Here is a 25,607-nt window from a genome sequence, read left to right as displayed (position 1 = left end):
GTACCTTTCGGGAAGCGGCGCGTTGTTTAGTTGGAGCGCCTGGGCTTGAAGGTCATGGGTTCCTTGGGCGCGGGGCGCCCGGTTTCCGAGTCGTAGCGGGCTCGCTCGATGGAGGAGCTTGACACCTTGCCGCCGGCATCCGTGTAACTGGACAGCTGCGAGGTGCGGGCCAGCCGCGGGGGGACCGCATTGGGCGAAAGCCCGGCGCGGACGGCCACCGAACGGATCGATGCTCCCTCGAGGGTGGCCTCGGCCATCGCCTCGTTCAGGGCGGTATCGATGAGTTCTCGGACCTCTCCCAGTCGTTCGACTGCAGCCAGCGGATCGGACGGAATGTCCGAAAGCATCTGGCGGGCTTCGTCGATCGGTGTGCGCTTCTTGTTGCTCATAAACACATCATGCGCAGTTTTTGCGCATGGGTCAATAGTGCGAAGAAAGTATTTTTGCGCAGTTGGAGGATCGTCCGGGAACGCGGGCCTGCCAACAAGGAAGCGCATGTGCCTTGCATATTCAATGCAAGGCACATGCGCCGGGGCAGGGAATTCAATTGTCGATTCGTGTCCTGACGGACTAGAGAGCGCGCAGGACCACGGCGCTGCCCTGGCCTCCGCCGCCGCAGATGCCCGTGGCGCCGAGGGAGCCGGTGCCGAGTTCGGCGAGCTGGCGCGCCAGCGTGCCGACGATCCGGGCGCCGGAGGCGCCGATCGGGTGTCCCAGGGCGATGGCCCCGCCCTTGGTGTTCACGATGTCCGGGTCGATGCCGAGTTTCGCGGTCGATCGCACGCCGACGGCGGCGAACGCCTCGTTGATTTCCACGGCCAGCAGGTCCGCCGGTGCGATGCCGGTGCCGTCCAGGGCGGCGAGGATGGCGTTGGCGGGCTGTTCGTGCAGCAGCACGTCCGGCCCGGAGACAAGGGAGTGGGAGACGATCTCGGCCAGCGGCGTGAGGCCCAGCCGTTCGGCGGCGGCCTGGCTGACCAGCACCACCGCGGCGGCGCCGTCGGTGATCTGCGAGGCGTTCCCGGCGGTGATGGTTCCGTCCTTGTCGAAGGCGGGGCGCAGCTTGCCCAGGGATTCGGCGGTGGTCTCCGCGCGGATTCCGTCATCGACGGAGACGACGGTGTCGCCGCGCCGGGTGGTGATGGTGAACGGGGCGATCTCCCCGGCGTGGAATTCGGCGGCGGCCGCGGCCAACCGGTGCGAGCGGGCGGAGAACTCGTCCTGCTCGGCGCGCTTGATGCCCATGGCGGTGTTGCCGTCCTCGGTGGAGGAGCCCATGGAGCGGGCTTCGAAGGCGTCGGTGAGGCCGTCGAATTCGAGGGTGTCGAGCAATTCGATGGCGCCGTACTTGGTTCCGGCGCGCGCCCGCTGGACGTGGGGTGCCAGGGACATGGATTCCTGGCCGATGGCCACCACGATGTCGGCCTCCCCGGCGTCGATCATCCGTGCACCGGCCACCACGGCTTCGGTGCCCGAGAGGCACACGGCGTTCAGCGTCAGGGCCGGGACGTCCAGTCCGATGCCCGCGCCGACCGCGGACTGCCGCGCCGGGTTTTGCCCGGCGCCCGCCTGCAGCACCTGTCCGCCGAAGACGCGCTGGACCTCGTCGGCGGGGATGCCGGCACGCTCGAGGGCTGCCGCAGCGGCGTGGGCGCCCAGCGCGGTGGCGGGCACGGTGGACAGTGTCCCGTTGAATCGTGCGAACGGGGTGCGGGCGTACCCGGCGATCAATGCGCTCATGCTGCTTCCTCAAAGACTTTGGTTGCCATGGTTGCCCCGGGCTCGTCCACGATGTGAAATCCATGGGGCTCTATCCTTGACCGTACTGATTTGGCGCATCCACGGTCAACGAATCCACACAATTTGATATGAATTGCTCGGCTGGTGGTGGGTGGCCTCAATTTCGACCATAATATGGACATGAATTCCTCGTTTCCCGGGGCCCAGATGGTGGGCAGGATGGCGGCGGTGCTGCGTGCCGTGAGCACCGCGATGCCCAGGGGCATTTCCACGTCAGAGGTGGCCCGGAGCACCGGGCTGGCGCGCCCCACGGTGCACCGACTTCTGGGGGCCATGGCGGCCGAGGGGTTTTGCGACCACGACCACCACGAGGGGCTGTGGATGCTGGGCCCTGAAATGTACATCATGGGGACGGTGGCCGCCGAGCGGTATGACATCACCGAGATCGCCCGGGAGCACGTGGCCGCCCTGGCCGATGCAACGGGTGAAAGCGCGTTCCTCTCCGTGCGAAGGGGGGAGGAAACGGTGTGCCTGCTGCGGGCCGACGGCGCGTTCCCGATCCGTTCCTTCGTTCTCTACGAAGGCAAAAGGTTTCCGCTCGGGGTGGCCTCGGCGGGGCTGGCCATCCTTTCCTTCCTGCCCGAGAACGCCATCGAGCGCTACCTGGACAGCCACGACCTTGAGCCGGCGTACGGCAGCGACCACGGACGTGAATCCCTGGGCCGACGCATAGCCGAAACCCGGGAACGCGGCTGGGCCGAGAACCCCGCGCTGATTGTGGAGGGGAGCTGGGGGATGGGCGCCGCGGTCTTTGACGCGGCCGGCCAACCCGCCTGGGCCCTGAGCCTTACGGGCGTTGAATCCCGCTTCTCTCCCGAGCGCCGCCCCGAGCTGGGACGCCTGCTGATGCACCACGCCCACGAGCTGTCCAAGAAGCTGCGCGGCGAACAGGCGTTGCCCGCCCGCTGACCCCGGCGGGCAACCCGGTTGTGCCCGTCGGCCTACTCGGGAACCTGCTCGAAGTGGGCCACGAACATGTCTGGCCGCACCAGGACAACCGATCCCTCGGGCAGCAGGTGCTTGGGGGACGCCGGGAAGACATGGCAGCCAACCCCGAGCTCCGTGGCGAGCTGGGTTGCCCGCGTCGAGGAGCTGGTTCCGTAGCCGTGGACCTGCCAGCTGGCGTCGTTGAGCACCTCGAAGTTATCCGGGTACTCGCCGGTCCGGAAGGGAACCCACGGCAGGCGCCGGCCCATGACCTTCCCGCGACGCCGGGTCTTGGCAAAGCCACGGGCCAGGGCCGCCCGGTCGCGGGCATGTTCGGTGATCCAGTAGTGGATGCGGATCTGGGACAGGTAGCCAAAGAAGCGGCGGCCGGTCGGAATGCGGCCGATCACCCGGATGGCCACCGGCCAGATGACCGGGAGCATCCGGATCCGCAGCATGCGGGCGAGCCACGAGCTGGAGGTCACGGCGCTGAATACCCGGTCCGTGGTCTTGACCAACCGAAGGGCCACGGGCCGCCGTTCGGCCTCGTAGCGTTGCAGGTAGTCCTCGGGCATCCCGCCGGCGAGCACGTCGTTGATCTTGCACACCAGGTTGTGGACGTCCTGGAGGCCGGTGTTCATGCCCTGAGCGCCGACGGGGGAATGGATGTGCGCGGCATCGCCGGCCAGGAAGACCCGGCCGCGGGCAAAGGTGTTGGCGACGCGGTGATGCACCCGGTAGCGGGAGAACCACTGGGCATCGGTGTAGAGGACTCCGAACTCCCGGCGCAGCGCGGTGCGGGCCCGTTTCTCATCCACCTCGATGACATCGGTATCCGCGGTTTCCGGCTCGCGCACGATGCCCAGCAGCCTGCGGCGCTCCCCGCCCTGCGCATCGGTGCCCATGGGGAACCCGAGCATGAAGTTTTCCTCGGCGAAGCGCACGTTGATGCCGGATCCCATGCCCGTCACGCCGTTGGCATCAAGCACGTAGAACACCTGGTCCGCCGTCTCGCCCTCGAAGCGGATGCCCAGGCCCTCGCGGACCTCGGAGGAAGCGCCGTCGGCGGCAATCACGTAGCGCGCGGAGATCGCCAGGGGCCCGTCGGGGCCCGTGCACCGGACCTCGACGCGCTCGCCGGTTTCCTGCAGCGAGTCGAAGCCGTGGTTCCACAGCACTTCGTGACCCGCCGCCTTGAGCGAGTCGGCCAGGATTTCCTCGTTGGCGCTCTGCTCCAGCATGGTCAGGCCGGCATACCGGGTTTGCGAGTACCCCAGACGGTTGAGCTTGATGCTCTTGAAGCTGCGGGCCCCGATGCCGGGACGCAGTTCCCCGGTGGGGATGGCCCGGCGCAGGACCTCGTCGACGAGTCCGAGCTGGCGGTAGATTTCCATGCTGCGCGCCTGGAGCGCCAAGGCACGCGACTCCCGGGTCGGTCCCGACTTCGAGTCGATGATCTGCGCATCGATCCCGAACTTGTGCAGCCACGCCGCGGCCATAAGCCCGGTGGGACCTGCGCCGATGACCAACACGTCCGTCTGAAGTTGCTTGGCATCCATGTTTCTCACGCTACGCCCGAATCCTGTGCAAATCACCAGTTCGGCTGCGGCTCGCCGCGTGTCTGCCCAACGCCCAAGGAAGGATCAAGCAACGGGATCAACGTCCGGCGGCGGCGAAAGTTGACCTTGGCGTCAGTCGGAGTCCCCGGAAGATCCCGGGTGGCGTTGGCCTGGGAAACTAGGCCCGCTGGGTTTCCCCGGCTGCCGCAGCCTTTTCCTGGCGCTTCCGCGCTGGACGGCTGTGGCCATGCCCTTCGTGCTCGAGCTTGGCTCCGACAAGGTGTTCGGCGACGCTGCAGATCAGGCTGATGACTTCCCGGGGCGCCTTGGTGCCGGTGAGGATGTCCATCACGAGTCCGTCTTCGAGGGCCACCAGGGCCCACGCAAGGGCGTTGGCGTCGAGTACCGGCCGAAACGCGCCCGAATCGATGCCGTCCCGGATGATGCGCTCGTAGATTGCAACCTCGCGCTGGTCGAGCACGCGGTCGGCGTCGTTCATGCCGGAATCGCGCAGCGCGGCGGGCCAGAACTCGTACAGGATGCGGGAGTCGTTGCTCTCCAGGCCACCCGTCGTGCCGGCCACGATGGCCGCCCGCAGGCGCGCCTCGGGGGATTCGGCGCGGTCGACCGCTGCTTCGATGTGCTCGATGAAGGCATCCGACGAGGCGAAGACGAGTTCGCGGAAGATCTCGGTCAACCCGCCGAAGTAGTAGAGCACGGCCGGCGGTTCCATCCCCGCCTGCGCGGCGATCGCCCGCAGGGTCGTGCCGGCGGCGCCATCGCGCACCGCAACGCTCTTGGCCGCGGCGAGGATCTCGGCGCGGCGTTCGGTCTGTCGATTGGGGCGTCCCATCCTGCCATTCTGCCTTAAAAAGCCGCAGGCCTTGACAGCCGGCGTCGGTGTTGTTTGAATGGCGTTCAGTAATCTGAATCACATTCAGATAAAACTCGAAGGAGAGATCCGCTATGAATGAGCCCGCCCCGCCGAGCCTGTCGGTGACGTACCCGGCCGACAAAGGCCTCCGCCGCGATGCCATCGGGATGGTGCGGATCGTGGCAGTCGGCCTTGCCGCGGTCGCGCCCGCATACAGCCTCGCGGTGACACTGGGATTTGTCGCCGATTCAGTGGGCGTTCACGCCCCGGCAGCATTTTTGGTGGGATTCCTCCCGATCCTTTTCACCGCGTTCGCCTTCCGTGATCTCAACCGCGTGATGCCCGACTGCGGCGGCGTGTTCGTCTGGATCTCCCGAGTGCTGGGTCCGGTTGCCGGATGGTTCTTCGGAGGGTGGGTCCCCCAGATTGCCACGTTCATCGCGACCGCGGCCCTGGCGCAGGTGGCCACGGTGTACCTGCTGGACTCCGTCGGGCTCGAATCGCTCGCGGCAAACCCTCTGGCCACGATTCCCCTGGCGATCGCACTCATTGCGGCCAGCGCCGTGGTCGCGATCCGCGGGATCGAGCTTGCCGCTTGGGTCCAGTACGCCCTCATCGGCCTGCAGATAGTGGCCATCGGCGGATTTTGTGCCGGCGCCTTCCTGGCGATCGGCCGCGGCACCGCACCCGCAAGCGCCGAGCCGGTGAGCCTGGACTGGTTCAACCCGCTTGCGGCGGACCCCTCGGGCCTTGTCGCCGGGGTCATTCTTGCGCTGTTCATCTACTGGGGATGGGACTCGTTGATTGCCGTCAACGAGGAAACCACCCACCGTTCCCGCACCCCGGGCCGCGCAGCCATCGTCTCGACGGTGATCCTGTTGGTTCTCTACGTCATGGCCTCCGTCGCCGCACTCGGATTCGGCGGCGTCGACCTGCTGACCTCGGACGATGCGATTGGCGATGTCCTCTCGGTGATCGGCCCCCTGGCGACCGGCGAGTTCTTTGGCCGCGTCATTACGCTGGCGATCGGCATGTCTGCCCTGTCCGCGCTCTTTACGGTGGCCGTCGCCAGCCCGCGTTCCTGGCTGAGCATGGCCACCTACCGGGCACTTCCGAAATCCATCGGTTCCGTGGATCCCAAGAGCCGCACGCCGAGGACCGCGACAATCTGGTGGGCGGGGTTGAGCATCCTCACCATCATCGTGCTTTCGCTCATCTCCCGGGACTTCGTCGGCCTCGCCATCCTTTCCGTCGGTTTGATGGTGGCCGTCTACTACGCCGCGACGGCGATCGCGGCCATAGTCTTCTTCGCACCCCGGATGCGGGACCCGAAAACCCTGATGCTGGCCGGCGTCCTGCCGGGACTCGGGGCATTGATGATGGCCATCGCGTTCGTCGTCAGCTCCATCGACATGGCCCGCCCCGAGTATGCGGGCGTTTCCTGGCTTGGGGTCGGAGCCGTCTTCTGGATCGGCATCGGGGCGATGGCCCTTGGCCTTGTTGTCACCCTTGCGGTCCGTCCGCTCTGGCCCGAATTTTTCAACTGCTCCACGATTCCCGTGGGCAACGCAAACAGCACCGACTTCCAAATAATGGACCCCACCGAAGAAATGAGCCACTGACCATGCGCATCCTCAACATCGCAGCCATCCAGACCAGCCCGGTGCCGGGGGACCTCGAGACCACTTTCGAACGGTTCGAGACGCAGGTGCGCACCGTAACCTCGATGCGACCGCACCTTGACCTGGTGGTCGTTCCCGAACTGCTGCTTGCCGCACCGAAAGCGATGCTCGAGCCCGACCCCGACTTCGACGAACGCGCGGAAACCACAGTGCCGGGGCCGCTCACCGATCGGCTCTCCGGCTTGGCGCGAGAGCTCAAGATCTGGCTCGTTCCCGGTTCGCTGGTTGAACGCTCGGGCGACCACCTCTACAACACCGCCATCGCGATCAACCCCGACGGCGAAATCGTGGCCCGATACCGCAAGCTCTTCCCCTGGCGCCCGTACGAGACCCTCGAACCAGGCAGCGAGTTCACGACCTTCGACATCCCGGGGGTCGGACGCATCGGCCTGGCGATCTGCTACGACGGAAGTTTCCCGGAAGTGGCCCGACAGCTCGCCTGGCTCGGTGCGGACGTGATCATCCAGCCCACCCTCACCACCACCCGCGACCGCGAAATGGAACTTGTCATGGCCAGGGCCAACGCGTTCACCAACCAGGTCTTCGTCGTCAACCTCAACGCGTCCGACCCGGCGGGCGTCGGCGATAGCGTGCTCGTCGACCCAGAAGGCACGATCATGCAGCGTGCCGGCACCGGTGAGGAAACCCTTTTCGGTGTCCTGGACCTCGACAGGGTTGCCCTCGTGCGCAAGTACGGAACCCACGGGATCAACCGCCCGTGGGACGAGCTGGAGAGCAAGTGCAACAGCCTCGCTTTCCCGATGTACGGTGGCGCCCGGATGCTCCCTCCGGTGTTCCGTGCAGGAACGGAGGGCAAGCCAGATGAGCCGGCGGTCGAAGAACGGGATCCTCGTTTCGACACCGATCCGGACAGCCAAGGTGCGGACTCGCAGGAGGAAGCGGCCGTTCGGGTGAATGGGTAGTCCGTCGGAGGCATGCGCGTCGACGTGCAGGCATCCGATGCACTGCCTTAGCGTTCCTTCATCCGGGCGTAGGCATCCAGCGCCCGCTCGCGCGATTCCTTCAGGTCAACGATCGGTTCGGACACAGCCACCGGCGCAAAGCGGGCAACGTAGGAACCCCGTGGATCGAACTTCCTGGCCTGCAACTCCGGGTTGAAGATCCTGAAGTAGGGGGAGGCATCGGCGCCGCAGCCGGCGACCCACTGCCAATTGGTGGGGTTGGCTGCGGCGTCTGCGTCGACGAGCGTGTCCCAGAACCACTGCTCGCCGACCCGCCAGTGGATGCCAAGGTTTTTCACCAGCAAGCTCGCGGTGACCATGCGCACCCGGTTGTGCATCCACCCGGTTTCCCACAGTTGTTTCATGCCCGCATCCACCAGCCCGAATCCCGTCTCGCCGCGGCACCACGCTTCGAAATCGTCGTTGGCCTGTGCGTCTTCGGGGTTCTGGGGGACACCGTCGGAAGGCCAGACCCAGTCGAACGCGTCGAACTCCGGACGCAGGTTTAGTTCGGCCATCCCCGGCTGGTGGTAGAGCAGGTTCCAGCAGAAGTCTCGCCAGGCCAGCTGGCGCATCATGGCACGTGCGCCGACGGCGGCCGGGGGACGCTCCTGGATCAGCGAGCTGAGGGATTCCCACACTTGGACCGGGCTCAGGTGGCCCCAGCGCAGGGCCGGCGAAAGCCGGGAGGTGCCGTCCATGTCCGGCCGGTCGCGGGTGTCGTCGTAGTCGGCGGCAATCTCCGCAAGCACCGCATCCAGCCGCTCGCGGGCGGCCGACTCGCCGGGTTCCCACGCCGCGGCAAGCCCGTGCGACCAGTCAAGGGCCGTGGGCAGCAACTCCCAGTCGGCCAACTCGTCGCTCGTCACCGAGGGGAGTCCTGTTGGTTCCTGCGGCAGCGGTTCGCCCAGCGCGGGACGCAGCGGCAACCGCAGCAGAGCGTTGAAGAAAGGAGTGAATACCTTGAACGGCCTGCCGTCCTGGGTCAGCGGAACCCATGGCTCTTGCAGCAGCGTTCCCGAGAAGCTCAATGCCGTGCCGCCCGCGGCGCGCACGAGCGCCTTGACGCGGGTGTCCACCGCACGTTCTGGGCCGCCGTAGCGGCGGTTCCAGTAGGCGGATAGCGCGCCGCTTACCACCAGCACTTCGGGCAGGATGTTTGCCGCCGCACCGCGACGCAGGACCAGCGGCACCCCGAGCCTTTCCAGGTTCGCCCGGAGGTCGGCCAGAGCGTGGTGCAGCCACCAGCGGGCCGCACCGCCAAGCGGGCGGATGCCCGACGACTGCTCGTCGAGAATGTACACCGCAATGGTCGGCCCGGCCGCCATTGCGGCCTCCAACGCCGGGTTGTCGGCCACCCGCAGGTCGTCGCGGAACCACACCAGGTTCGTCGTGGTCGGACTCACTGGTCCACCTTTCGTGAATTTTGTTCGGGGCAGTCAGGTTCAGCGTTCAAGCGCATACCAAATCAGCACCATGGTGACGAAGAAGCCGGTGACGTAGTTCAACCAGAGGAACCTGACCCAGCCAGCATGGGCGCGCTCCGACTCCGCATCCCCGAGGTTGGCATAAGGCAGCACATTGACCAGGTACGGCAGGGCCAACAAGCCGGCCAACGGCCCGGGCCAGGCGGTGAACAGCAACAGTGCCCCGGACACCATGTAGGCCAGGGCGGCCCCCCGCACCGTCCGCTTGGCCCCGAGCACCGTGCCGATGGAACCCAGGGAAGCCGCACGGTCGGGAACAATGTCCTGCACGGCGCCGAATGCGTGCGAGGCCATGCCCCAGAGGAAAAACGCGACAAGCAGCGCCAGCAGCGGACCGTTGAAGTGGGCGCCGGCAAGCACCAGGCCATAGACCGCCGGGGACACGAAGTGCGTGCTGGACGTCAGCGAATCCAGGAAGGGGCGTTCCTTGAAACGCAGCCCGGGGGCGCTGTAGGCGAGTAGCGCGAACATCGACACAAGCAGCACCAAGTTCGCCTGCCAGGAACCGGCAATGCCCAACACCGCCAGGAACGGCACTGTCGCGACGGCGCAGGCAACCAGGATGCCGCGGTGCCGCGTGCGTTCCAGCACGGCGCCCTCGGCGCCGCCCTTGCGTGGATTGAGCAGGTCGGATTCGTAGTCGAACACGTCGTTCACGCCATACATGGCCAGGTTGTAGGGGACCAGGAAGAAGAACGTGCCAACCACCCAGATCCAGTCGATCCGCCCCGTTGTCAGCAGGTAGGCGGCGGCAAAGGGGTAGGCGGTGTTCACCCAGGAAACCGGCCGGCTGGTCATGAACAGTTCGCGGATCATCGGCGGTCCTTCCCTGCCGGGGCGGTGCCGCCGCCAAGCCACCACAGCGCGGGCATGAACAACACGGCGGCGAGCGGATAGCTGAAGTCCTCGATCGGGGCCAGCCCCACGCGGATCCCCAGCAGAGTCCGGTCCCCGTAGCCAAAGAGCCCGGAGGAGATCATGATGTTGTCGAAGACGGCGGTCAGCACGAGCAGGACGGCCGAGGTAAAACCGAGGGCCGGCGCAACGGCGCCAAACGGGATCCGGCGCAGCTTCAGTGCAACCAGGAAAAGCGCCAGCGAACCGAGCAGGAACCAGCCGGAAAGAAGCGCGAAACTCACGGTGCCTCTACCCCCGCCCGCGTCTTGGCCCGGTGTGCACGCCGGGCCAGTGCCCCGTTGACCAGCAGCATGGTTTGGTAGCAGAGGAACAACAGGAAGAAGGCCTCTTCCAAGGGAAGCTGCTCGCCGAGCATCACCCCGGTCATGAGAGGCGATTCTCGGTGCAGGAAGATTCCTTTCTCGATCGCCATCACGTCCCAGATCAGGAAGATGCAGGTTCCCGCGGTCAGGGACGCGAGGGCGGGGAGCAGCCGGGCGAAGACGAAGAGCCTGTACTTTGCATCGAGCAGCACCATGCACCCGATGAGTGCGAGCAACGTCAGCAGGTACGTCATGTGGCCACCCGTTCTTCCGGCACATTGCCTTCGGGTTCGCGCGCATCAAGGCTGCAGCCGGCGATGGAGAGGGGGCCGGAATCCTTGATCCCGTTGACTGCCTTGGCGACGATTTCGGCGCTGATCAGGCACATGGGAACTCCGATGCCGGGGCGCACCGAGCTTCCCGCATAGTGGAGACCCTCCACCTTGGCGCTCCGGTTGGCGGGCCTGAAGAATGCGCTCTGTCCCAGTGTATGGGCCAGTCCCAACGCCCCGCCGCGCCACGCGTTGACGTTGTCCACGAAGTCCCCGGGGCCGTAACTTTGCCGCACCACAATGCGTTCGGTCAGGTCCGGGATGCCTGCCCAGGCAGCCAGTTGGGCGAGCGCCGCATCGGCGACGGCCTCCACCCGTTCGCTGCCGTTTCCGTCGGCACCGCCGGTTCCCCACTCCGGCAGCGCCGGGGCGGGGATTAACATGAAGAGATTTTCGTGCCCGGCCGGGGCGACGCCCGGATCCGTGGCGCTGGGCATGCACACATAGATGCTTGTCTCCGTGCCCAGCGGTTCCCCGCGGCGGATGCGGCCGAAGTTCTCGTCCCAGTCTTGGGTGAAGAGCAGGTTATGGTGGAGCAGCTTCGGCAGCTTGCCGCGGATGCCCAGGCAGAGCAGAACTGCGCTCGGGCCCGGATCGCGGCGCTTCCACGATGCCTCGGAGGAGGAACGCAGCCTCTCGGGCAGCAGCCGCGTTTCGATGTGGTGCAGGTCCGCGGCGCCGACCACCACGCTCACATCGGCTCGGTGTGTTTCGCCGCGGGAGTCGCTCCAACGCACCGAATCCACGCGGGTGTGCCGGCCGTTTTGCACGGTGTCGATGCCCTCCGCCGTGGCGCCGGTGATGAGCCGGACCCCGGCCTTGGTGCACAGCTCCGCCATGGCATCGACCAGCTTGGCGAATCCGCCGAGCGGATACTTCACGCCTTGGGCCAGGTCCAGGTGGCTCATCAGGTGGTAGAGGGCGGGGGTGCGTTTGGGGCTGCTGCCCAGGAAGACCGCCGGGTAGCCCAGGATCTGGCGCAAGCGGGGATCGCTGAACCGCTGGGCGACGAACGAATCCAACGAGCGGGCCAGCAACGGTGCCAGCCTGGGTAAAAGGGCCGGTAGCCGGGGATTGAGCAGCGACCGGACCGAAGAGAAACCGTCGTACAGGAAGTGTTCCAGGGCCAGCCCGTAGCTGGTTTCGGCGTCGGCAAGGTACTTTTCCAGTGCGGCCCCGGCCCCGGGTTGCACGGATTCGAAGGCCGCCACGGCGCCCGCACCCGTGGGCATGTCCAGCGGATCGGCATGGTCTTCGAACCAGGTGCGGTACCCGATATCGAGGTCGACCAGGTCGATTTCTGCCGCGGTGGAGGTGCCCATGAGTTCGAACCAGTGCTCGATGACCTCCGGCATGAGGTACCAGGAGGGGCCCGTGTCGAAGCTGAACCCGTCGCGGTTCAGCCGGCCAGCGCGCCCGCCCAGGGTGTCCTGCTTTTCCAGCAGCGTGACGTGGTGCCCGGAGGTCGCCAGCAACCCGGCGGTGGCCAGGCCGGAGAATCCGCCGCCGATGACCACCACGCGTTCGGGGGATTGGTGCTTCATGCCGTTGCCTTTCTATGGTTGCCGATCGTCGAGCGCAAGGCGATCATCGCCTTGCGACGTGCGGGAACGGAGATGCGCTGGCGCATCAGCTGCGCAGCGCTGGTGTGCTCCAGTTCCCGCACGAGCGCCCCGAAAAGCCCGTGGGCCATGCGCACCGCTTGGGCCGCGCGCGGTGCCAGGAGCGGGATGCCGAGCGCGGCGGCGGCAAGGTCCGCACGGATATCGGCGACCAGCGCATCCTTGTGGGTGTCGGTGAACGCGGAGGGAACCAGACCGGGGAAGTAGCTGCGGCCCAGCTCGCCTGTGTCCGCGGCGAGGTCGCGCAGGAAATTGACCTTTTGGAAGGCTGCGCCCAGGTGCCGGGCGGCGGTTTCGAGTTCGGCATCGTGCCCGGCGGGGGCCTGCGGCATGGACCGGAACACCCGCAGGCACATGAGTCCCACGACCTCGGCCGAACCGTAAATGTATTGGTCCAGCGTGGCCGCGTCGTGGGTGGTGATGGACAGGTCGGCGCGCATGGAAGCGAAGAACGGTCGGGTCAGCCCGGTGTCTATGCCCTGGCTGCGGGCGGTGCACGCGAAGGCGTGGACTATCAGGTTGGTGCTGTAGCCGGTGAGCAATGCGGCCTCGGTCTCGGCCTCTAGCCGGGCCAGCGCCTCGGCGACCGCCTGCGGATCCAGCCCCGCCTCGCGCGCCACCCCGTCCACCACCTCGTCGGCCAGGCGCACGAGCGCGTAGATGTTTGAGATGTGCCTGCGGGAGGTGCGGTCGAGCATCTTGCAGGCCAGCGAGAAGGACGTCGAGTATTGCGTGATGACCACGCGGGCGCTGCTGCTTGCGGCCTCCGTGTAGCGCTCCAAAGCCGTGTGTTCCATGGCTGCTAGGCCCCCCTGTGCAGGATGAGCGAGGCGAAATCCTCCAGTGCGGCGCTCACCTGGGCCGGTAGCCGCAGCTGGTGGGCCGATTGGGTGGCGCCGTGGCAGAGTTCCTCGGCAAGCTGCCTGGCAAAGGATTCGGCGCCGGTGCGCTGCAGGCTTTGGCGCAGCGTCGCAACATCCGTCCGGTGTTCGCGGAAGAGCTGCAGGTTCGCCGCGAACGCGGGCGTCGTGGAGGCCATCGCCGTGAGGATGGTGCTCTTGCCCTCGCGCAGGTCCGATTCGATGGATTTCCCCGTGAACGCAGGATTTCCAAAGGTTCCCAGCACGTCGTCTATGAGTTGGTAGGCTACCCCCAGCTGGCTGCCGATGTCCCCGAGTGCCGCAGCGTCCTCCGCGCCCGCCCCGGCGAGCAGTGCCCCGGCCTGAAGCGGCGCCTGGAAGGAGTACGCCGCGGTCTTTAATTCCTCCATGCGCAGCACCTCCTGGACCTTGGCAGGGGATGCCGAGAGCGAGAAGAGCAGGTCTTCCAGCTCGCCGGCGCCCGCGTTGTGGACGCCCTGGTGGAAGGCGTTTTCGATGGCGGCCGCCGCGGGCAGGGACGCTGCCGCCTTGCCGGCCAGCCTGATGGAGGCCGCCAGCAACAGGTCACCGGCGATGATTGCCGCAGCGTGGCCGGCGTGATCGGCGTCGGCCGGGGATCTGCCCGAGGCGAGTGCCTCGGCGCGGTAGCGTGCCGAAAGGGTGGGCCGCCCGCGGCGCGTGAAGTCCCTGTCGATCACGTCGTCATGCATCAGCAGCGAGCCATGCAACAGCTCGAACGCGCAACCCAGCGTGACGGCGCGCCCGGTGTCCCGGCCGCCGAAGGCCTCGTGGCCCAGCATGGCAAGGCGCGGTCGCGTGAGCTTTCCGCCCTCAAGAGCCGCGCCGATGCGGTCCCAGAGGATCGCCGTCGACGGTGAATATGACGCTGCGGCCCGCTGGTATTCGCCGATGACGGCGTCCAGTTCGCGGCGGACCGACAGCTCCAATGGCTCTGAACGATTGATCGTCGTTCCGCCGCGGGTCTGCGCGGCGCTATGGGTTGGCAGGCTCATGATCGTCCGCTCCGATTCTTGGTGGTGGGGGTGCCCATGGTGTCGATCTGGGTATTCATGGCCTCGAGCATGGCGTCGAGGTAGCGCACCACTGCTTGCTGTTCCTCGGGTGCCAGTGCCTGGACGACGCGTTCGGCATCGTTGAGGAGCGGGCGCAGTGCTGTGAGTGTTTGGGTGATGGCCGTGGGACTGGGGGAGATGAGGAAGCTGCGGCGGTCGGTGGGGTGTGGTGCGCGCAGCACATGGCCGCGTTCGCTCATCCTGTCGATGACGGCGGTGGTGGCGGCGGTGGAAATGTGCAGTCTTGTGGCCAGCTCCCCGGGGGTCATGGACCGAAAGCGAATCAGGTGCTGGAGCGCCTGGAAGTCGGTTTCGTTGATGTTCAGGTGGCGGCACATCGAATGTTCGAGGGCGTCGTTGAGCACCAAAACCTCGTGCAGCAAGCGCGAGGCGGCGTGCAGCGCGGACCTGTCGTCCGGGAAACCTTGAACCATTTTTACCTCGAAGGGTTGATTGCTAGCTTATCTAGATACATCATGGGTTAACAAGTTGCTGCTTGTCGAGTGGGATGGGCAACCAAAACAAAAAATCCCTCGAACAGGAGGACCGAGATGCACGTCGAAGGGAAAAGTTCGATGGCGATTCCGTTGATGGTTGCGCTGGCGGTGTTCGCGGCGATCGTCGGGGCGTTCGTGGGCAGCGGGGCCTTTGGCGGTGTGCCGGTCAAGGACGCGGCAGACGGGTGGCTGGGAGCCGACTCGACGCTGCTCGCCCCGGGCACCGGCGCGTTTGTGGTCTGGACCTTCATCTACCTAGGCCTGGCCGTCTATGCGGTGTGGCAGCTGGGTGCCACGGCCCGCAGCTCTCCCACGCAGCGCGCCCTGCGGCCGTTGGCTGCCGCCTCTGCGATCCTCAACGCCCTGTGGCTTGCGGTGGTGCAGCTCGGCTGGCTGGGGATCAGCGTCTTGGTGATACTGGCGTTGCTTCTGGTGCTCATCCGGATCTTCATGCTGTTGGTCCAGGAACCCGTGGCCGACCCGACCGAGCGCTGGATCATGTGGCTGACCTTTGGCCCGTACCTGGGCTGGGTGAACGTTGCGACGGTTGCGAACATGGCGGCATGGCTGGCCTCGCTCGGCGCGGGGCGCGGTGCCGGTTGGACACAACCGATGGCAGCGGTGCTGGTCGTCATCGCCGTGTTCATTGGCGCCGGAACGGTGCTGTACTCGCGCGGGCGGATGGCGGCGGCGTTGGCCATGGTGTGGGGCATCGCCTGGATCGGCGTGGGCCGCAGCGACGGCGGGATGTCTTCGATGGTCGTCGCAGCGACTGCATTTATCGGCGCCGGGGCCTTGCTGGTGTTTACGCTCGGTGCCGGGGTGTCGCTGACTTCCCGCCGAAGGCAGATGCATGAGGTGCGGCCATGAGCGTCATTGCCGTGACGGGAGCCTCGGGCTACATCGGTGGTCGGCTGGTTCCCCTGTTGCTTGAAAACGGCCACGAGGTGCGGGTGCTGACCCGCCGGAAGGATGCCTTGCGCGATGTTCCCTGGCGCTCACAGGTGGAGGTGATCGAGGGAGACCTCACTGACCTGCATGCCGCGCAAGAGCTCTGCCGCGGAGCCTCCGTCCTCTACTACCTGGTGCATTCCATGGGCGGCACCTCGGACTTCGCACCGATTGAGGAACGCTGCGCGCGAACCATCGTCCAGGCGGCCATGACCGAAGGCATCGAACGCTTCGTTTACCTTTCGGGGTTGCACCCCAGCGGGGAACTCAGCCGCCACCTGTCCTCGCGGGTCAAGGTCGGGGAAATCCTGGAGGCCAGCGGTATCCCTACCCTGACATTGCAGGCGGGGCTGATCATCGGGTCGGGATCGGCAAGCTTTGAAATGGTCCGGCACCTCACCGACGTGTTGCCGGTGATGCCGGCCCCGCGCTGGGTGCTCAACAAGGTCCAACCCATCGCGGTGCGCGATGCACTGCACTACCTGGGCCGCGCCGCGGAACTTCCTCCGGACGTCTCCGGGGCCTTCGACATCGGCGGCCCCGACGCGCACAGCTACGGCGACATGATGCGACTCTATGCGGATGCCGCACGCATTCGTCGACCCGTCATTTGGGCGTTACCCGTGTTGACCCCGTGGCTGGCGGCGCAATGGGTCAACCTTGTCACTCCCATTCCGCGATCCCTCGCAATCCCGTTGGTCGAATCCCTGCAGCACGACTGCGTGATGCGCAACAGGGACGTTGACTCGATCATCGAACGTCCTGAAGGCGGGCTGACCGGATACCGCAGGGCGGTCGAGCTGGCGCTGGCCAAGATGGAGGCGGACACCGTGGAAACGACGTGGGCCACGGCCCACGCGCTGGAGTCCCCGGCCGAACCGCTGCCCTCCGACCCCCAATGGGCGGGGCGCACCGTCTACACGGATGTGAGGGAACGGGAAACCACCGCTGCACCGGGCGATCTCTTCACGGTGATTCAGGGGATCGGTGGGGACACCGGCTACTACTCGCTGCCCGGGGCATGGGCCGTGCGTGGGTTCCTCGACAAGCTTGCAGGGGGAGTGGGGTTGCGTCGAGGCAGGCGCAGCCGCCAGTCCCTGGCGCTGGGCGATGCGCTTGATTGGTGGCGCGTCGAGGAACTGGTGCCCGACGAGCTGTTGCGCCTGCGTGCGGAGATGCGTGTCCCGGGGCAGGCCTGGTTGGAGCTGTCCGTCAAACGGATCCCGGGCGGCAGCCTCTACAGGCAGCGGGCGGTGTTCTTCCCCCACGGGCTGGCGGGCCGTCTCTACTGGCTATCGATCTTGCCGTTCCATGGGGTGATCTTCTCCTCCATGGCGCGCAGGATCACCACGGCAGCGGAAAACCTGGGAGAAACGAAGAACCGGGGCTGACCTGTTGAACCCGGGAACCCTTGGGTAGGGAAATGCTACGAGCCGTCGTCGGGGCGCTCGCCGACAGACGCGATGCTGTCTTCCAGATCGCGGGCCGTCTCGGCGAGGAAACGGATGACGACTTCCCGCTCCTCGGCGCTGAGCCGCGCGGCGGCACCGAAGCGCGCCGCGTGATGGCGGCCGACCTGTTCACGTGCGGCCAGGTGCGTTTCGGGGGTTACCGCGACGCAGAGCGAACGGCGGTCGGTCGGGTGCGGGGTGCGCACCACGTGGCCGGCTTGTTCGAGGCGGTCAATCATCTTGGTCACCGAGGCCGTGGTGATCGACAGGTGCTTTGCCAGCATGCCGGGTGTCACTGCCGTCGATGTGTTTTTGGCTGAGATCAGGAAGCGAATGGCCCGCATGTCGGTCTCGTTCAGTTTCATGTAGCGCTGGGAGGCCCTGGAGATCTTGCGCTCGACAGCGCGTAGCCGACCCATCTCGGCCATGATGTGGTCGATCTGCGCCAGCGTTTCACTGCTCAGTCCGGACCTGTCGATCAGTTCACTGCGCGGATCGCTCGAGGCGAGATTGAAGATAGTGGGAAGCTCTTCGCGTTCCATTGGCTTCCCTTCGTTCCGCATGAATCGCACCGACGTAGGCGACCACTTCATGATACGGCTCTTGGATTGGCACCCCACTACTCAGCGCCAATCCGGCACGGGCCTACAAATGACTCACCATGTTGCACGCAACTGCCGAAACGAATACTCACCGAGTGTCCGTATGAAAGCAATCAGCGCCGTGTAGTCAACCCAGAAGACTTCCTGCGGTTGCAAGGACCGCAAAGGAGCTGCAAATTTTCACTGTTGCTGCTGCCGTTCATCGCCAAGGGGATGATGTGGTCGAATTGCAATTCAGTCGTTGCACCGCAGCTTTGGCAGTGACCTTCATCCCGCGCCCAAACATATTGCTTTACGTCATCAGGAATGGATCGCCGAGCGGCCGTTCCTCGAGGGGCCGAACCGGCTGCAACAGTCATTTGCGCATGATCGATGTAGCGTCGGTTTCTTTGTTCCCTGGTCACGATAAGGGCATAGACCTCAGTCGGCTTTAGGTTGTCGTTTTCCCAGTAGATGCGGTTCTGAAACTGCCAGTATCGTCTGTCGCCGACCGTAATCAATGCGACAGGGCGTTGTTTTTGAAGCTCTTGGCATTCTGCAAACTCGGGTTCTGTCATCTTGCCAACCAAGTATGTCTTCCTGCCAATTGACACGACCATTGGACCTTTACGAGTCCAAAAACTTGGCTTATGAGTGAATGAAACATTTTCAGCGCGACGAAGCATCCCCAAGTTCCTAACTCTGAATTGCATTGTTCCAGAATCCAATTCGTTTACCTTAGCCCTGACTACGGCAGGTTGTCAGCTGTTGTGTGCGGTGAATGCATGATTTGCAGCCTTCGATGTTTATATTGCCCGGAGGCCTGCAAATACAGCCACGCACCGGAACGAACCGGTTGTAAATGGTGGTGCCCAATCTCACCGCCCATGCGCTGGACATGCATGGGAGAATGGTAGGGATGACTTCCCCCAAAGACACCCCAGAGACCGTGCCTGCCGAAACTGTGCCCAGCGCAGAGGACGTGGCCGCGCGCCGTGCCGCCCAGGCAACCGCCCAAGGCGCCCAGCAAATGCGCATCTCCGAGTCCCGTGCCAAGGCCGAGGGCCGCGCGCAGGTTCGCCCGACCGCCGAAGGCTGGAAGCAGGCCATGGGCGACGACGGTCGTCCGCAGCTGCAGTTCACCGCCAAGAAGCGCGTCTCGCAGCCGCCGGTGCACCTCGCGGACCTGACGTTGGCCGAGCGCGCCGACAAGCTCAAGGAAATGGGCCTGCCCGGCTTCCGCGCCAAGCAGCTCTCCGTGCACTACTTCCAGCACTACACCACCGATCCCGAGCTGATGAGCGACCTTCCCAAGGACCGCCGCGCCGAGATCGCCGAGGTCATGTTCCCGACGCTGCTCACCGAGGTGAAGCGTCTGGCCACCGACGATGGCAAGACCATCAAGTTCCTTTGGCGCCTCTTCGATGGCTCGCTGGTCGAGTCGGTGCTCATGCGCTACAGCAATCGCATCACCCTGTGCATCTCCTCGCAGTGCGGTTGCGGCATGAACTGCCCGTTCTGCGCCACCGGCCAGGCCGGACTGACGCGCAACATGTCCACCGCCGAAATCCTGGACCAGATCGTCCAGGCCAACCGCGTCATTGCCGAGGGTGGACTGGGTGGACAGAAGCACCCGGAAGAGCGCGTGGGCAACATTGTCTTCATGGGCATGGGCGAGCCCCTGGCCAACTACAAGCGCGTGATGAACGCCGTGCACCGCATGGTGGCCGACGTCCCCGAGGGCCTGGGCATGAGCGCCCGCGGCATCACCGTCTCCACCGTGGGCCTGGTCCCGGCGATCAACAAGCTCTCCGAGGAGGGTGTCCCGGTGACCTTCGCGCTGTCACTGCACGCACCTGATGACGAGCTGCGCGACGAAATGATCCCGGTCAACTCGCGATGGAAGGTCGACGAGGCACTCGATGCCGCGTTCAACTACTACGTGAAGACCGGTCGCCGCGTCTCCATCGAGTACGCGCTCATCAAGGACATGAACGACCACGGCTGGCGCGCGGACCTCTTGGCCCGCAAGCTCAACGCCCGCGGCCGCGGCTGGGTCCACGTGAACCCGATCCCGCTGAACCCGACCCCGGGTTCCGTCTGGACCGCTTCCGAACCCGACGTCACGGCGGAGTTCATCGACCGCCTGGAATCCGCAGGCGTGCCGACCACCCTGCGCGACACCCGCGGCAAGGAAATCGACGGCGCCTGCGGCCAGCTGGCGGCAGCCGAGTAGTACAGTCATCCCTATCGGCGCGGGCTTCTCTTCGAGAAAGGTTTCACATGTCATTGTCTGATCCGTTTTTCCTGGACAAGTCCGACGCCGATAGCTGGAAGGCGCTCAACGCCTTCTCCCTGAAGGTCAAGGCCGCCGGCGAAGCCGCGGGCCTTGAATACCGGCTGATTGAACTGCTGAATGTGCGCATTTCGCAGATCAACGGGTGCGCCTTCTGCCTGGACATGCACACCCGGCAGGCAATCGAGGCGGGCGAAAACACCCAACGACTGGCAGTGCTCTCCGTCTGGCGCGAAACCACGCTCTTCAACGACATCGAATCGGCGGCCCTTGCCGTCGCCGAGGCGGCCACCACGCTGCCCGACTCCGAGACCCGCATTGCTGAGTTGGCGGCCTCCCGGCTGGTGCTCACCGACGCGCAATTCTCCGCCGTGCAGTGGGCAGCCATCGCGATGAACGCGTTCAACCGCGTCTCGATCCTCTCCCAGCACCCGGTGCGGGCGCGTAAAGCCTGACCCTAGCACTTTGCGGTGCGTCTTTATGCCTTCGGGGTCCGCCTCGGACTGGAGCGGCGCCGCGTGTTCGAGTGCATCCCCTGGGCCTTGATTTTGTGCCATTCTGTACAAAAGTTCCTATTCAGGGCCAGGTTCCTCCGGTATTCTTCGGCTGAAAGGCAAAAGCGTACGAGGGGGAGTTTTATGGAGACGGCACGATTCATTATCGAGTTGCTGGTAGTCCTGGGTGCCATCATCATGGGTACGCGATCAAGCGGCGTGGGGCTGGGTCTGTGGGGCGGCACGGGTGTCGCGGTGCTCGTCTTTGTCATGGGCCTGCCCATCGGTTCGCCTCCGGTCGACGCGCTGCTGATCGTGATGGCCGTCATCGTCGCGAGCTCGATGATGCAGGTTGCCGGAGGCATCGACTGGATGGTCTCGATTGCCGCCAAGTTGATTTCCAAGAACCCCAAGGCCATCACCTTTGTCGCACCGCTTGTATCATTTCTCTTCGCCGTCGGCGCGGGAACCTCGAACATCCTCTACCCGCTGCTGCCGGTGATCCAGGACCTTTCCTACCGAAACGGCGTGCGGCCCTCGCGCCCGCTGTCGCTGTCCGTGGTGGCCACCGGCGTTGCGCTGGCCTGTTCGCCGGTGTCCGCGGCGATGGCCGCCATGGTCACGCTGACGGCCGTGAACCCGTACAACTTCGAGCTCATCGACATCATCAAGATCACCTTCCCGGCGGCGTTGATCGGCATCGTCGTGGCAGCGATCTTCGTGAACAAGCTCGGCAAGGACATCGAAAACGACCCGGAGATCCAGGCGAAGATCGCAGCCGGCGAGATCCCCGCACCGGATGCCGGGGGAGCGGTGGCGCAGGTCCAGGTGACCGTCACCAAGGCCGGCAGGAACGCCGCGCTGATCTTCTTCGCCGGCGTCGCAGCGATCGTGGTCTTCGGCCTGTTCAAGAACCTGCGACCGCTGGATGCCGCCGGCGACCCGATCTCGATGACCCCGCTGATCCAGGTGCTGATGCTGCTTGTCGGCACGCTGATCTGGCTCGTGTGCCGCCCCGACGTCAAGGAGGTGCCGGGGACATCCGTGTTCAAGGCCGGCATGGTCTCCGCGATCGCGCTCTTCGGCCTGGCCTGGCTGACCGACACGTTCCTGGGCGCGCACACGGAAATGATCGCCAACGGCGTGGGTGCCATGGTGCAGAGCGCCCCGTGGATCTTTGCCCTGGGCGTGTTCCTGGTCTGCGTGCTGACCACCAGCCAGTCGACGGCGACGCGGACCGTGGTGCCGATCGGCCTGGCCGCGGGCATGGCGCCGGGGCTGCTGTCCGGCATGTGGGCCGCGGCCTTTGCCGGCATCTACCTGCTGCCGACCAACGGCTCGCAGATCGCGGCGGCGAACTTCGACACCTCCGGCTCCACGAAGCTCGGCTCCAAGCTCTACGACCACTCGTTCTTCGTGCCCACGCTGATCCTCACGGTGACCACGATCGTGCCGGGCGCGATCCTGGGCCTGATCCTGGGGTGATTGATCAACCGTCGGGACGCCTTTTTACGACGCATTCGAATCCCGGTAACCCACCGCTTCGGACGTGTGCCGTTCCACATGTTTCGTGATGGCCGCAGTTGCAGCCGGGGCCACGCGAGGAACAAATCGGCTTATTTCCCGGTTGTTTAATGCAACCGCGCAAACTACGCGATGTGTCTGAATTGGGAGTCCACCGTGTCTACAAACACCGTGCCCACCACCGAAAGAGTCGACTTTTGGTTTGACCCTGTCTGTCCGTTCGCCTGGGCAACCTCGCGCTGGATCGGCGAGGTGGAGAGCGTGAGGAACATTTCCGTAGACTGGCACGTCATGAGCCTGTCGGTCCTCAACGAAAACCGTGAAAATCTCTCCGAGGATTACCGCACAATGATGGCCCATAGCTGGGGACCCGTCCGCGTTATCACCGCCGCTGCCGCCGCTCACGGTGAACAGGTCATCAAACCGCTCTACGATGCCATGGGTACCGAGATCCACGTCAGGGGCACCAAAGACCTCAACGTCGTCATTGCCAAGGCCCTGGCCGAAGTTGGCCTGCCTGCCGAGTTGGCCAGTGCCGCCACCACCGACGACTACGACGGGGCCCTGCGTGCCAGCCATGCGGATGGCATAAACCGAGTAGGCCAGGACGTCGGCACGCCCATCGTGGCCGTCAACGGCATGGCCTTCTTTGGCCCCGTCATTACAAGCATCCCGCGTGGCACGGAAGCGGGAAGAATGTGGGATGCCGCCGTGACACTGGCCGGTTTCCCGCACTTCTTTGAAATCAAGCGCACTCGAACCGAGCGCCCGCGGTTTGACTGATTCCAGGAACAAGCACAGCCAAGGGCCGCTGCAAACAGGAGGAAGGGGTTTGCGCGGGCCCGGCGCCACCTCCTGCATTCCCACGAAACAGCTGCCCCAGGACCACTATCATGTGCCTGCCTGGGAACCGCTTCACCGGCCGCCGGGGCGCCCGGCACGTCGTGCGAGCGGCCGGGACCCTAACCGAGTCAGTCCTCCTGCAAAGCGAACCAGGCCCGGAACTCGTCCCAGCTGGCCATGCAGTGCCGCCCCAGCGTCGCCGTCCATTCGGTGTCCTCGTCGGGCCATCCGGTGCCCGGCAGCTGCAGCGCGGCCGTTGCACTGGGCCCCAGCAGGTATTCGCGCAGGAACTCGGCCTGCACCGCACCGAGCTGGACCTTCCCGGAGCCCGATTCCAGCGTGAACGTGGAGTCGGTGAGGTTCCTGAAGCGTTCCCCCGAGGCGATGATTTCCTGGCTGCCCAGGTACGGGGTGTTCAGCGCGACGTCGGCGTCGAACGCCACGTCGAACCCGGTGCGGTGGCAATCGGCAAGTGCACGCAGCGCCTCCGCGTCCATGGTGATGACGTCCTCGCCGCGCCTGTTGCCCTGTGCATCCCCTCGGTTTGAGAGGGCGACGACGTCGGGCAGCTGGTCGGCCGGCGCACGCAGCACGTTTACGGCGCCGTCGCGCGTGGTGGTGTGGTTCATGGTGTCGTGGAAGGACAGCGTGGTGACCTGGGCCCGGCCGCCGTTTTTCACGCGCTCGGCGGCGGCGGCGACCATGGCGTTGCGGATGGAATTCCGTGTTGATTCGTACACGCCCAGGCCGCGCTCGGCGACCGACTCGAAGGCCCTGACCATCGCCTCGAGTTCGGCGTCGGAGTCCGGCACCCGCAGCAGCGGGAAGAAGGAGAAGGTGACCGGGCGGATCGTGTCCACGCCCGTCAGATCGACCTTGTTCCAGGCCCCGGCCTCGCGCACCCGATTGAAGGCCTCGCGCAGCTGCGCCCCCAGGTTGGCGGGCCGTGCCCGGTTGGGGTCGCGCAGCAGCCGTGGGTGGGGGTTCTCGACGTAGATGATGCGCGGATCCAGTTGCGCCCAGGCGCGCACGACGGGTCCGGTGGTGCGGTCGGAATAGTCGAATTGCAGCCGCTGGGTGAACTCCGGTGCCAGGAATTCGGCGAGTTCCGCGGGCACCGCGTCCCCGGAGTGCGGGCAGGAAACCAGCAGGTCGGCCTCCGCGATGGCCTGTTCCAGGGTACGGGTGCCCTTGTCCTTGAAGAAGGTGATCTCATCGGGCGTGAACGTCTTCCCGGCCGGAATGAGCACCGGCGCGCCGGGTTTGGCGGCCGCCGGCTGATCGGACTGCGACATGCGGTTCTCCTCGTGGTGATGCTGTTGTGCGGAGGTGCTTCAGTGACTTGACATGAGCGTATCCGCTGGTGACCGCGGCGGGTAGCAGTGACGCAAATAATTCCGGAACCGTCATCGGCTAACGGGACTCGCTCAGGATGGCAGGACACAATGGGAACGGGACGCCGCAAAAGCGGGGCTCCGAGCTAGTGAATGGAAGTCAGATGAGCCAACCAGCTCCAGCGGCAGGGGCCGGGCAGGAATCGGTGTTGGGCAGGTACGCTCCGGAGAGCGTCTTCTTGCTCGGAGCGGGGCGCGCGATCCTGCTTCAGCTGGCCCTGGCGCCGGTGGGCCACGGGGTGGCGCGCCATTCGAATTTCGCCACCAACCCGGTCGGGCGGCTGCACGGCACACTGACCTACATCTACGCGCTGAGCAACGGGACCGCCGAACAGCGGGCCAAGGTGCGCGACATGGTGACTGCGGTCCACGCCCCGGTACGCTCCCCGGCCGCCGCCGACGGATCGCATCCGGCCTACTCGGCACGGGATCCACGATTGCAATTGTGGGTTGCCGCCACGCTTTACGACTCGGCGATGCAAATCCACGAGCTGGTCTTGCCCCCGATGGATGCCGAAACCGCGGAACAGCACTATCGGGAGTATGCGGTGCTGGGTACCGAACTGGGCATGCCCGAAGGATTTTGGCCCGCCAACCGTGCGGATTTTGCGGAGTATTGGAAGCGCACCTGCGCTCAACTCGAGGTCGATCAGCCGGTGCGAGAGGTGGCGCTGGAGCTTCTCGCGGCAAGGAACGCGCCAATGTGGGTGCGTGCGGTGATGCCGCTGGCCAGGTTCATGACGATCGGGCTGCTTCCCGACTCGGTGCGTAACATGTATGGCTTTTCCTGGACCGAGCACCAACAGCGGCGCATGGGGTTCGTGCTTCGTTGTGCCCGGGTTGCCGTGCGGATCCTGCCGCGTAGAGTCCGGCACTTTCCCATGCGGTACTACCTGCGGCGCCTTGATGCGAATGGCCGTACGTCGATCGTCACATAGCCAGTCAGAAAACATAATTTAGCCATGGGACTAGTGCGTTAGAAATTCTTGGCCAATACTTTGGAACTAAGGACCAGAAACAGCTTCAAGAGCTTCAACTGTACTGTTTTTGGATGCGATTACTGCTAGCTTTCGAGTAATCGCCCTTAGGCCCATGGCTTTTGGGGGGTCGCCAATATCTGAATATTCGCATCATTTCATCGCTACTGAGGGGGAGCG

At 65.4% G+C, this 25,607-nt stretch carries 25 protein-coding genes; 10 read left to right on the top strand and 15 right to left on the bottom strand.

Going from position 1 to position 25,607, the window contains the following annotated elements:
• Window positions 1-26: 26 nt before the first annotated feature.
• Complete coding sequence (locus ACFY5D_RS09800; RefSeq protein ID WP_387528501.1) at window positions 27-389, bottom strand: hypothetical protein; 363 nt, start codon at window positions 387-389, stop codon at window positions 27-29.
• A gap of 181 nt (window positions 390-570) precedes the next feature.
• Window positions 571-1,740, bottom strand: coding sequence for an acetyl-CoA C-acyltransferase (locus ACFY5D_RS09795; RefSeq protein ID WP_387528498.1), 1,170 nt, complete (start codon window positions 1,738-1,740; stop codon window positions 571-573).
• A 180-nt stretch (window positions 1,741-1,920) separates the two neighbouring features.
• Here ACFY5D_RS09795 and ACFY5D_RS09790 point away from each other — a divergent pair, with 180 nt between their 5' ends.
• Window positions 1,921-2,709: an IclR family transcriptional regulator gene (locus ACFY5D_RS09790; protein WP_387528495.1), complete on the top strand. Its 789-nt coding sequence runs from the start codon at window positions 1,921-1,923 to the stop codon at window positions 2,707-2,709.
• 32 nt (window positions 2,710-2,741) lie between these two features.
• On the opposite strand, the gene ACFY5D_RS09785 is transcribed toward ACFY5D_RS09790, so the two are convergent.
• Both ACFY5D_RS09785 and ACFY5D_RS09780 read right to left on the bottom strand, forming a co-directional pair.
• Window positions 2,742-4,286 (bottom strand): FAD-dependent oxidoreductase, encoded by a 1,545-nt coding sequence (locus tag ACFY5D_RS09785; protein ID WP_387528492.1) that lies wholly within the window; start codon window positions 4,284-4,286, stop codon window positions 2,742-2,744.
• Window positions 4,287-4,464: 178 nt separating this feature from the next.
• Window positions 4,465-5,139: a TetR/AcrR family transcriptional regulator gene (locus ACFY5D_RS09780; protein WP_387528489.1), complete on the bottom strand. Its 675-nt coding sequence runs from the start codon at window positions 5,137-5,139 to the stop codon at window positions 4,465-4,467.
• A gap of 113 nt (window positions 5,140-5,252) precedes the next feature.
• Here ACFY5D_RS09780 and ACFY5D_RS09775 point away from each other — a divergent pair, with 113 nt between their 5' ends.
• Both ACFY5D_RS09775 and ACFY5D_RS09770 read left to right on the top strand, forming a co-directional pair.
• The gene (locus tag ACFY5D_RS09775; protein ID WP_387528486.1) at window positions 5,253-6,782 is read left to right on the top strand and encodes an APC family permease; all 1,530 of its coding nucleotides are present in this window, start codon (window positions 5,253-5,255) and stop codon (window positions 6,780-6,782) included.
• Between the two features lie 2 nt (window positions 6,783-6,784).
• Window positions 6,785-7,765 (top strand): carbon-nitrogen hydrolase family protein, encoded by a 981-nt coding sequence (locus ACFY5D_RS09770; protein WP_387528483.1) that lies wholly within the window; start codon window positions 6,785-6,787, stop codon window positions 7,763-7,765.
• A gap of 47 nt (window positions 7,766-7,812) precedes the next feature.
• Here ACFY5D_RS09770 and ACFY5D_RS09765 read toward each other — a convergent pair whose 3' ends face one another.
• From ACFY5D_RS09765 to ACFY5D_RS09730, 8 genes are read right to left on the bottom strand one after another with little or no spacing between them, the layout of a single operon-like run.
• Window positions 7,813-9,210, bottom strand: a complete 1,398-nt coding sequence (locus tag ACFY5D_RS09765; RefSeq protein ID WP_387528480.1) for a cryptochrome/photolyase family protein — start codon at window positions 9,208-9,210, stop codon at window positions 7,813-7,815.
• 39 nt (window positions 9,211-9,249) lie between these two features.
• Window positions 9,250-10,107: a prenyltransferase gene (locus tag ACFY5D_RS09760; protein WP_387528478.1), complete on the bottom strand. Its 858-nt coding sequence runs from the start codon at window positions 10,105-10,107 to the stop codon at window positions 9,250-9,252.
• Window positions 10,104-10,430: a lycopene cyclase domain-containing protein gene (locus ACFY5D_RS09755; protein ID WP_387528475.1), complete on the bottom strand. Its 327-nt coding sequence runs from the start codon at window positions 10,428-10,430 to the stop codon at window positions 10,104-10,106. The genes ACFY5D_RS09760 and ACFY5D_RS09755 overlap by 4 nt, the downstream gene beginning before the upstream one ends.
• On the bottom strand, window positions 10,427-10,765 hold the full coding sequence (locus tag ACFY5D_RS09750; RefSeq protein WP_387528473.1) for a lycopene cyclase domain-containing protein: 339 nt from the start codon (window positions 10,763-10,765) through the stop codon (window positions 10,427-10,429). Before ACFY5D_RS09750 ends, ACFY5D_RS09755 begins: the two co-directional genes overlap by 4 nt.
• Window positions 10,762-12,387, bottom strand: a complete 1,626-nt coding sequence (gene crtI / locus ACFY5D_RS09745; RefSeq protein WP_387528470.1) for a phytoene desaturase family protein — start codon at window positions 12,385-12,387, stop codon at window positions 10,762-10,764. Before crtI ends, ACFY5D_RS09750 begins: the two co-directional genes overlap by 4 nt.
• The gene (locus ACFY5D_RS09740) at window positions 12,384-13,262 is read right to left on the bottom strand and encodes a phytoene/squalene synthase family protein (protein WP_387528467.1); all 879 of its coding nucleotides are present in this window, start codon (window positions 13,260-13,262) and stop codon (window positions 12,384-12,386) included. The genes crtI and ACFY5D_RS09740 overlap by 4 nt, the downstream gene beginning before the upstream one ends.
• Window positions 13,263-13,267: 5 nt before the next feature.
• Window positions 13,268-14,359, bottom strand: coding sequence for a polyprenyl synthetase family protein (locus ACFY5D_RS09735; protein ID WP_387528464.1), 1,092 nt, complete (start codon window positions 14,357-14,359; stop codon window positions 13,268-13,270).
• Window positions 14,356-14,853 (bottom strand): MarR family winged helix-turn-helix transcriptional regulator, encoded by a 498-nt coding sequence (locus tag ACFY5D_RS09730; RefSeq protein ID WP_387528461.1) that lies wholly within the window; start codon window positions 14,851-14,853, stop codon window positions 14,356-14,358. The genes ACFY5D_RS09735 and ACFY5D_RS09730 overlap by 4 nt, the downstream gene beginning before the upstream one ends.
• A 141-nt stretch (window positions 14,854-14,994) precedes the next feature.
• Here ACFY5D_RS09730 and ACFY5D_RS09725 point away from each other — a divergent pair, with 141 nt between their 5' ends.
• Window positions 14,995-15,786, top strand: a complete 792-nt coding sequence (locus ACFY5D_RS09725; protein ID WP_387528460.1) for a tryptophan-rich sensory protein — start codon at window positions 14,995-14,997, stop codon at window positions 15,784-15,786.
• On the top strand, window positions 15,783-17,258 hold the full coding sequence (locus tag ACFY5D_RS09720) for an SDR family oxidoreductase (protein ID WP_387528458.1): 1,476 nt from the start codon (window positions 15,783-15,785) through the stop codon (window positions 17,256-17,258). The genes ACFY5D_RS09725 and ACFY5D_RS09720 overlap by 4 nt, the downstream gene beginning before the upstream one ends.
• A 35-nt stretch (window positions 17,259-17,293) precedes the next feature.
• Here ACFY5D_RS09720 and ACFY5D_RS09715 read toward each other — a convergent pair whose 3' ends face one another.
• Together ACFY5D_RS09715 and ACFY5D_RS09710 are read right to left on the bottom strand one after the other, a co-directional pair.
• Window positions 17,294-17,860 carry a MarR family winged helix-turn-helix transcriptional regulator gene (locus ACFY5D_RS09715; protein WP_387528456.1) on the bottom strand — a complete coding sequence of 189 codons (567 nt, stop codon included), beginning with the start codon at window positions 17,858-17,860 and terminating at the stop codon, window positions 17,294-17,296.
• A 173-nt stretch (window positions 17,861-18,033) separates the two neighbouring features.
• Window positions 18,034-18,585 carry an HNH endonuclease gene (locus ACFY5D_RS09710; RefSeq protein ID WP_387528453.1) on the bottom strand — a complete coding sequence of 184 codons (552 nt, stop codon included), beginning with the start codon at window positions 18,583-18,585 and terminating at the stop codon, window positions 18,034-18,036.
• Between the two features lie 344 nt (window positions 18,586-18,929).
• On the opposite strand from ACFY5D_RS09710, the gene rlmN reads away from it, so the two are divergent.
• From rlmN to ACFY5D_RS09690, 4 genes are all read left to right on the top strand, one after another.
• Window positions 18,930-20,135 carry a 23S rRNA (adenine(2503)-C(2))-methyltransferase RlmN gene (gene rlmN / locus ACFY5D_RS09705; protein ID WP_387529768.1) on the top strand — a complete coding sequence of 402 codons (1,206 nt, stop codon included), beginning with the start codon at window positions 18,930-18,932 and terminating at the stop codon, window positions 20,133-20,135.
• A 47-nt stretch (window positions 20,136-20,182) separates the two neighbouring features.
• A complete protein-coding gene (locus ACFY5D_RS09700; RefSeq protein ID WP_387528451.1) occupies window positions 20,183-20,650 on the top strand; it encodes a carboxymuconolactone decarboxylase family protein in 468 nt (155 codons plus the stop codon).
• 183 nt (window positions 20,651-20,833) lie between these two features.
• The gene (locus tag ACFY5D_RS09695) at window positions 20,834-22,174 is read left to right on the top strand and encodes an anaerobic C4-dicarboxylate transporter (RefSeq protein WP_387528449.1); all 1,341 of its coding nucleotides are present in this window, start codon (window positions 20,834-20,836) and stop codon (window positions 22,172-22,174) included.
• A 171-nt stretch (window positions 22,175-22,345) separates the two neighbouring features.
• Window positions 22,346-22,996 (top strand): DsbA family protein, encoded by a 651-nt coding sequence (locus tag ACFY5D_RS09690; protein ID WP_387528447.1) that lies wholly within the window; start codon window positions 22,346-22,348, stop codon window positions 22,994-22,996.
• Between the two features lie 188 nt (window positions 22,997-23,184).
• On the opposite strand, the gene ACFY5D_RS09685 is transcribed toward ACFY5D_RS09690, so the two are convergent.
• Window positions 23,185-24,351 (bottom strand): N-formylglutamate amidohydrolase, encoded by a 1,167-nt coding sequence (locus ACFY5D_RS09685; protein ID WP_387528444.1) that lies wholly within the window; start codon window positions 24,349-24,351, stop codon window positions 23,185-23,187.
• Between the two features lie 203 nt (window positions 24,352-24,554).
• On the opposite strand from ACFY5D_RS09685, the gene ACFY5D_RS09680 reads away from it, so the two are divergent.
• Window positions 24,555-25,388 carry an oxygenase MpaB family protein gene (locus ACFY5D_RS09680; RefSeq protein WP_387528442.1) on the top strand — a complete coding sequence of 278 codons (834 nt, stop codon included), beginning with the start codon at window positions 24,555-24,557 and terminating at the stop codon, window positions 25,386-25,388.
• The last annotated feature ends 219 nt before the right edge of the window (window positions 25,389-25,607 follow it).

The sequence above is a fragment of the Paeniglutamicibacter sp. NPDC012692 genome (genome assembly GCF_042901625.1).
GTDB lineage: Bacteria > Actinomycetota > Actinomycetes > Actinomycetales > Micrococcaceae > Paeniglutamicibacter.
The sequence above is the reverse complement of the archived record's forward strand: the minus strand, read 5'-3'. Positions and strand labels throughout refer to the sequence as shown.

What these genes read in the sequence shown, in the direction of transcription:
- ACFY5D_RS09800 (WP_387528501.1), bottom strand. Translation starts at nt 389, where the DNA reads ATGAGCAACAAGAAGCGCACACCGATCGACGAAGCCCGCCAGATGCTT.
- ACFY5D_RS09795 (WP_387528498.1), bottom strand. Translation starts at nt 1,740, where the DNA reads ATGAGCGCATTGATCGCCGGGTACGCCCGCACCCCGTTCGCACGATTC.
- ACFY5D_RS09790 (WP_387528495.1), top strand. Translation starts at nt 1,921, where the DNA reads ATGAATTCCTCGTTTCCCGGGGCCCAGATGGTGGGCAGGATGGCGGCG.
- ACFY5D_RS09785 (WP_387528492.1), bottom strand. Translation starts at nt 4,286, where the DNA reads ATGGATGCCAAGCAACTTCAGACGGACGTGTTGGTCATCGGCGCAGGT.
- ACFY5D_RS09780 (WP_387528489.1), bottom strand. Translation starts at nt 5,139, where the DNA reads ATGGGACGCCCCAATCGACAGACCGAACGCCGCGCCGAGATCCTCGCC.
- ACFY5D_RS09775 (WP_387528486.1), top strand. Translation starts at nt 5,253, where the DNA reads ATGAATGAGCCCGCCCCGCCGAGCCTGTCGGTGACGTACCCGGCCGAC.
- ACFY5D_RS09770 (WP_387528483.1), top strand. Translation starts at nt 6,785, where the DNA reads ATGCGCATCCTCAACATCGCAGCCATCCAGACCAGCCCGGTGCCGGGG.
- ACFY5D_RS09760 (WP_387528478.1), bottom strand. Translation starts at nt 10,107, where the DNA reads ATGATCCGCGAACTGTTCATGACCAGCCGGCCGGTTTCCTGGGTGAAC.
- ACFY5D_RS09750 (WP_387528473.1), bottom strand. Translation starts at nt 10,765, where the DNA reads ATGACGTACCTGCTGACGTTGCTCGCACTCATCGGGTGCATGGTGCTG.
- crtI (WP_387528470.1), bottom strand. Translation starts at nt 12,387, where the DNA reads ATGAAGCACCAATCCCCCGAACGCGTGGTGGTCATCGGCGGCGGATTC.
- ACFY5D_RS09740 (WP_387528467.1), bottom strand. Translation starts at nt 13,262, where the DNA reads ATGGAACACACGGCTTTGGAGCGCTACACGGAGGCCGCAAGCAGCAGC.
- ACFY5D_RS09735 (WP_387528464.1), bottom strand. Translation starts at nt 14,359, where the DNA reads ATGAGCCTGCCAACCCATAGCGCCGCGCAGACCCGCGGCGGAACGACG.
- ACFY5D_RS09730 (WP_387528461.1), bottom strand. Translation starts at nt 14,853, where the DNA reads ATGGTTCAAGGTTTCCCGGACGACAGGTCCGCGCTGCACGCCGCCTCG.
- ACFY5D_RS09725 (WP_387528460.1), top strand. Translation starts at nt 14,995, where the DNA reads ATGGCGATTCCGTTGATGGTTGCGCTGGCGGTGTTCGCGGCGATCGTC.
- ACFY5D_RS09720 (WP_387528458.1), top strand. Translation starts at nt 15,783, where the DNA reads ATGAGCGTCATTGCCGTGACGGGAGCCTCGGGCTACATCGGTGGTCGG.
- ACFY5D_RS09715 (WP_387528456.1), bottom strand. Translation starts at nt 17,860, where the DNA reads ATGGAACGCGAAGAGCTTCCCACTATCTTCAATCTCGCCTCGAGCGAT.
- ACFY5D_RS09710 (WP_387528453.1), bottom strand. Translation starts at nt 18,585, where the DNA reads ATGCTTCGTCGCGCTGAAAATGTTTCATTCACTCATAAGCCAAGTTTT.
- rlmN (WP_387529768.1), top strand. Translation starts at nt 18,930, where the DNA reads ATGCGCATCTCCGAGTCCCGTGCCAAGGCCGAGGGCCGCGCGCAGGTT.
- ACFY5D_RS09700 (WP_387528451.1), top strand. Translation starts at nt 20,183, where the DNA reads ATGTCATTGTCTGATCCGTTTTTCCTGGACAAGTCCGACGCCGATAGC.
- ACFY5D_RS09695 (WP_387528449.1), top strand. Translation starts at nt 20,834, where the DNA reads ATGGAGACGGCACGATTCATTATCGAGTTGCTGGTAGTCCTGGGTGCC.
- ACFY5D_RS09690 (WP_387528447.1), top strand. Translation starts at nt 22,346, where the DNA reads ATGTGTCTGAATTGGGAGTCCACCGTGTCTACAAACACCGTGCCCACC.
- ACFY5D_RS09685 (WP_387528444.1), bottom strand. Translation starts at nt 24,351, where the DNA reads ATGTCGCAGTCCGATCAGCCGGCGGCCGCCAAACCCGGCGCGCCGGTG.
- ACFY5D_RS09680 (WP_387528442.1), top strand. Translation starts at nt 24,555, where the DNA reads ATGAGCCAACCAGCTCCAGCGGCAGGGGCCGGGCAGGAATCGGTGTTG.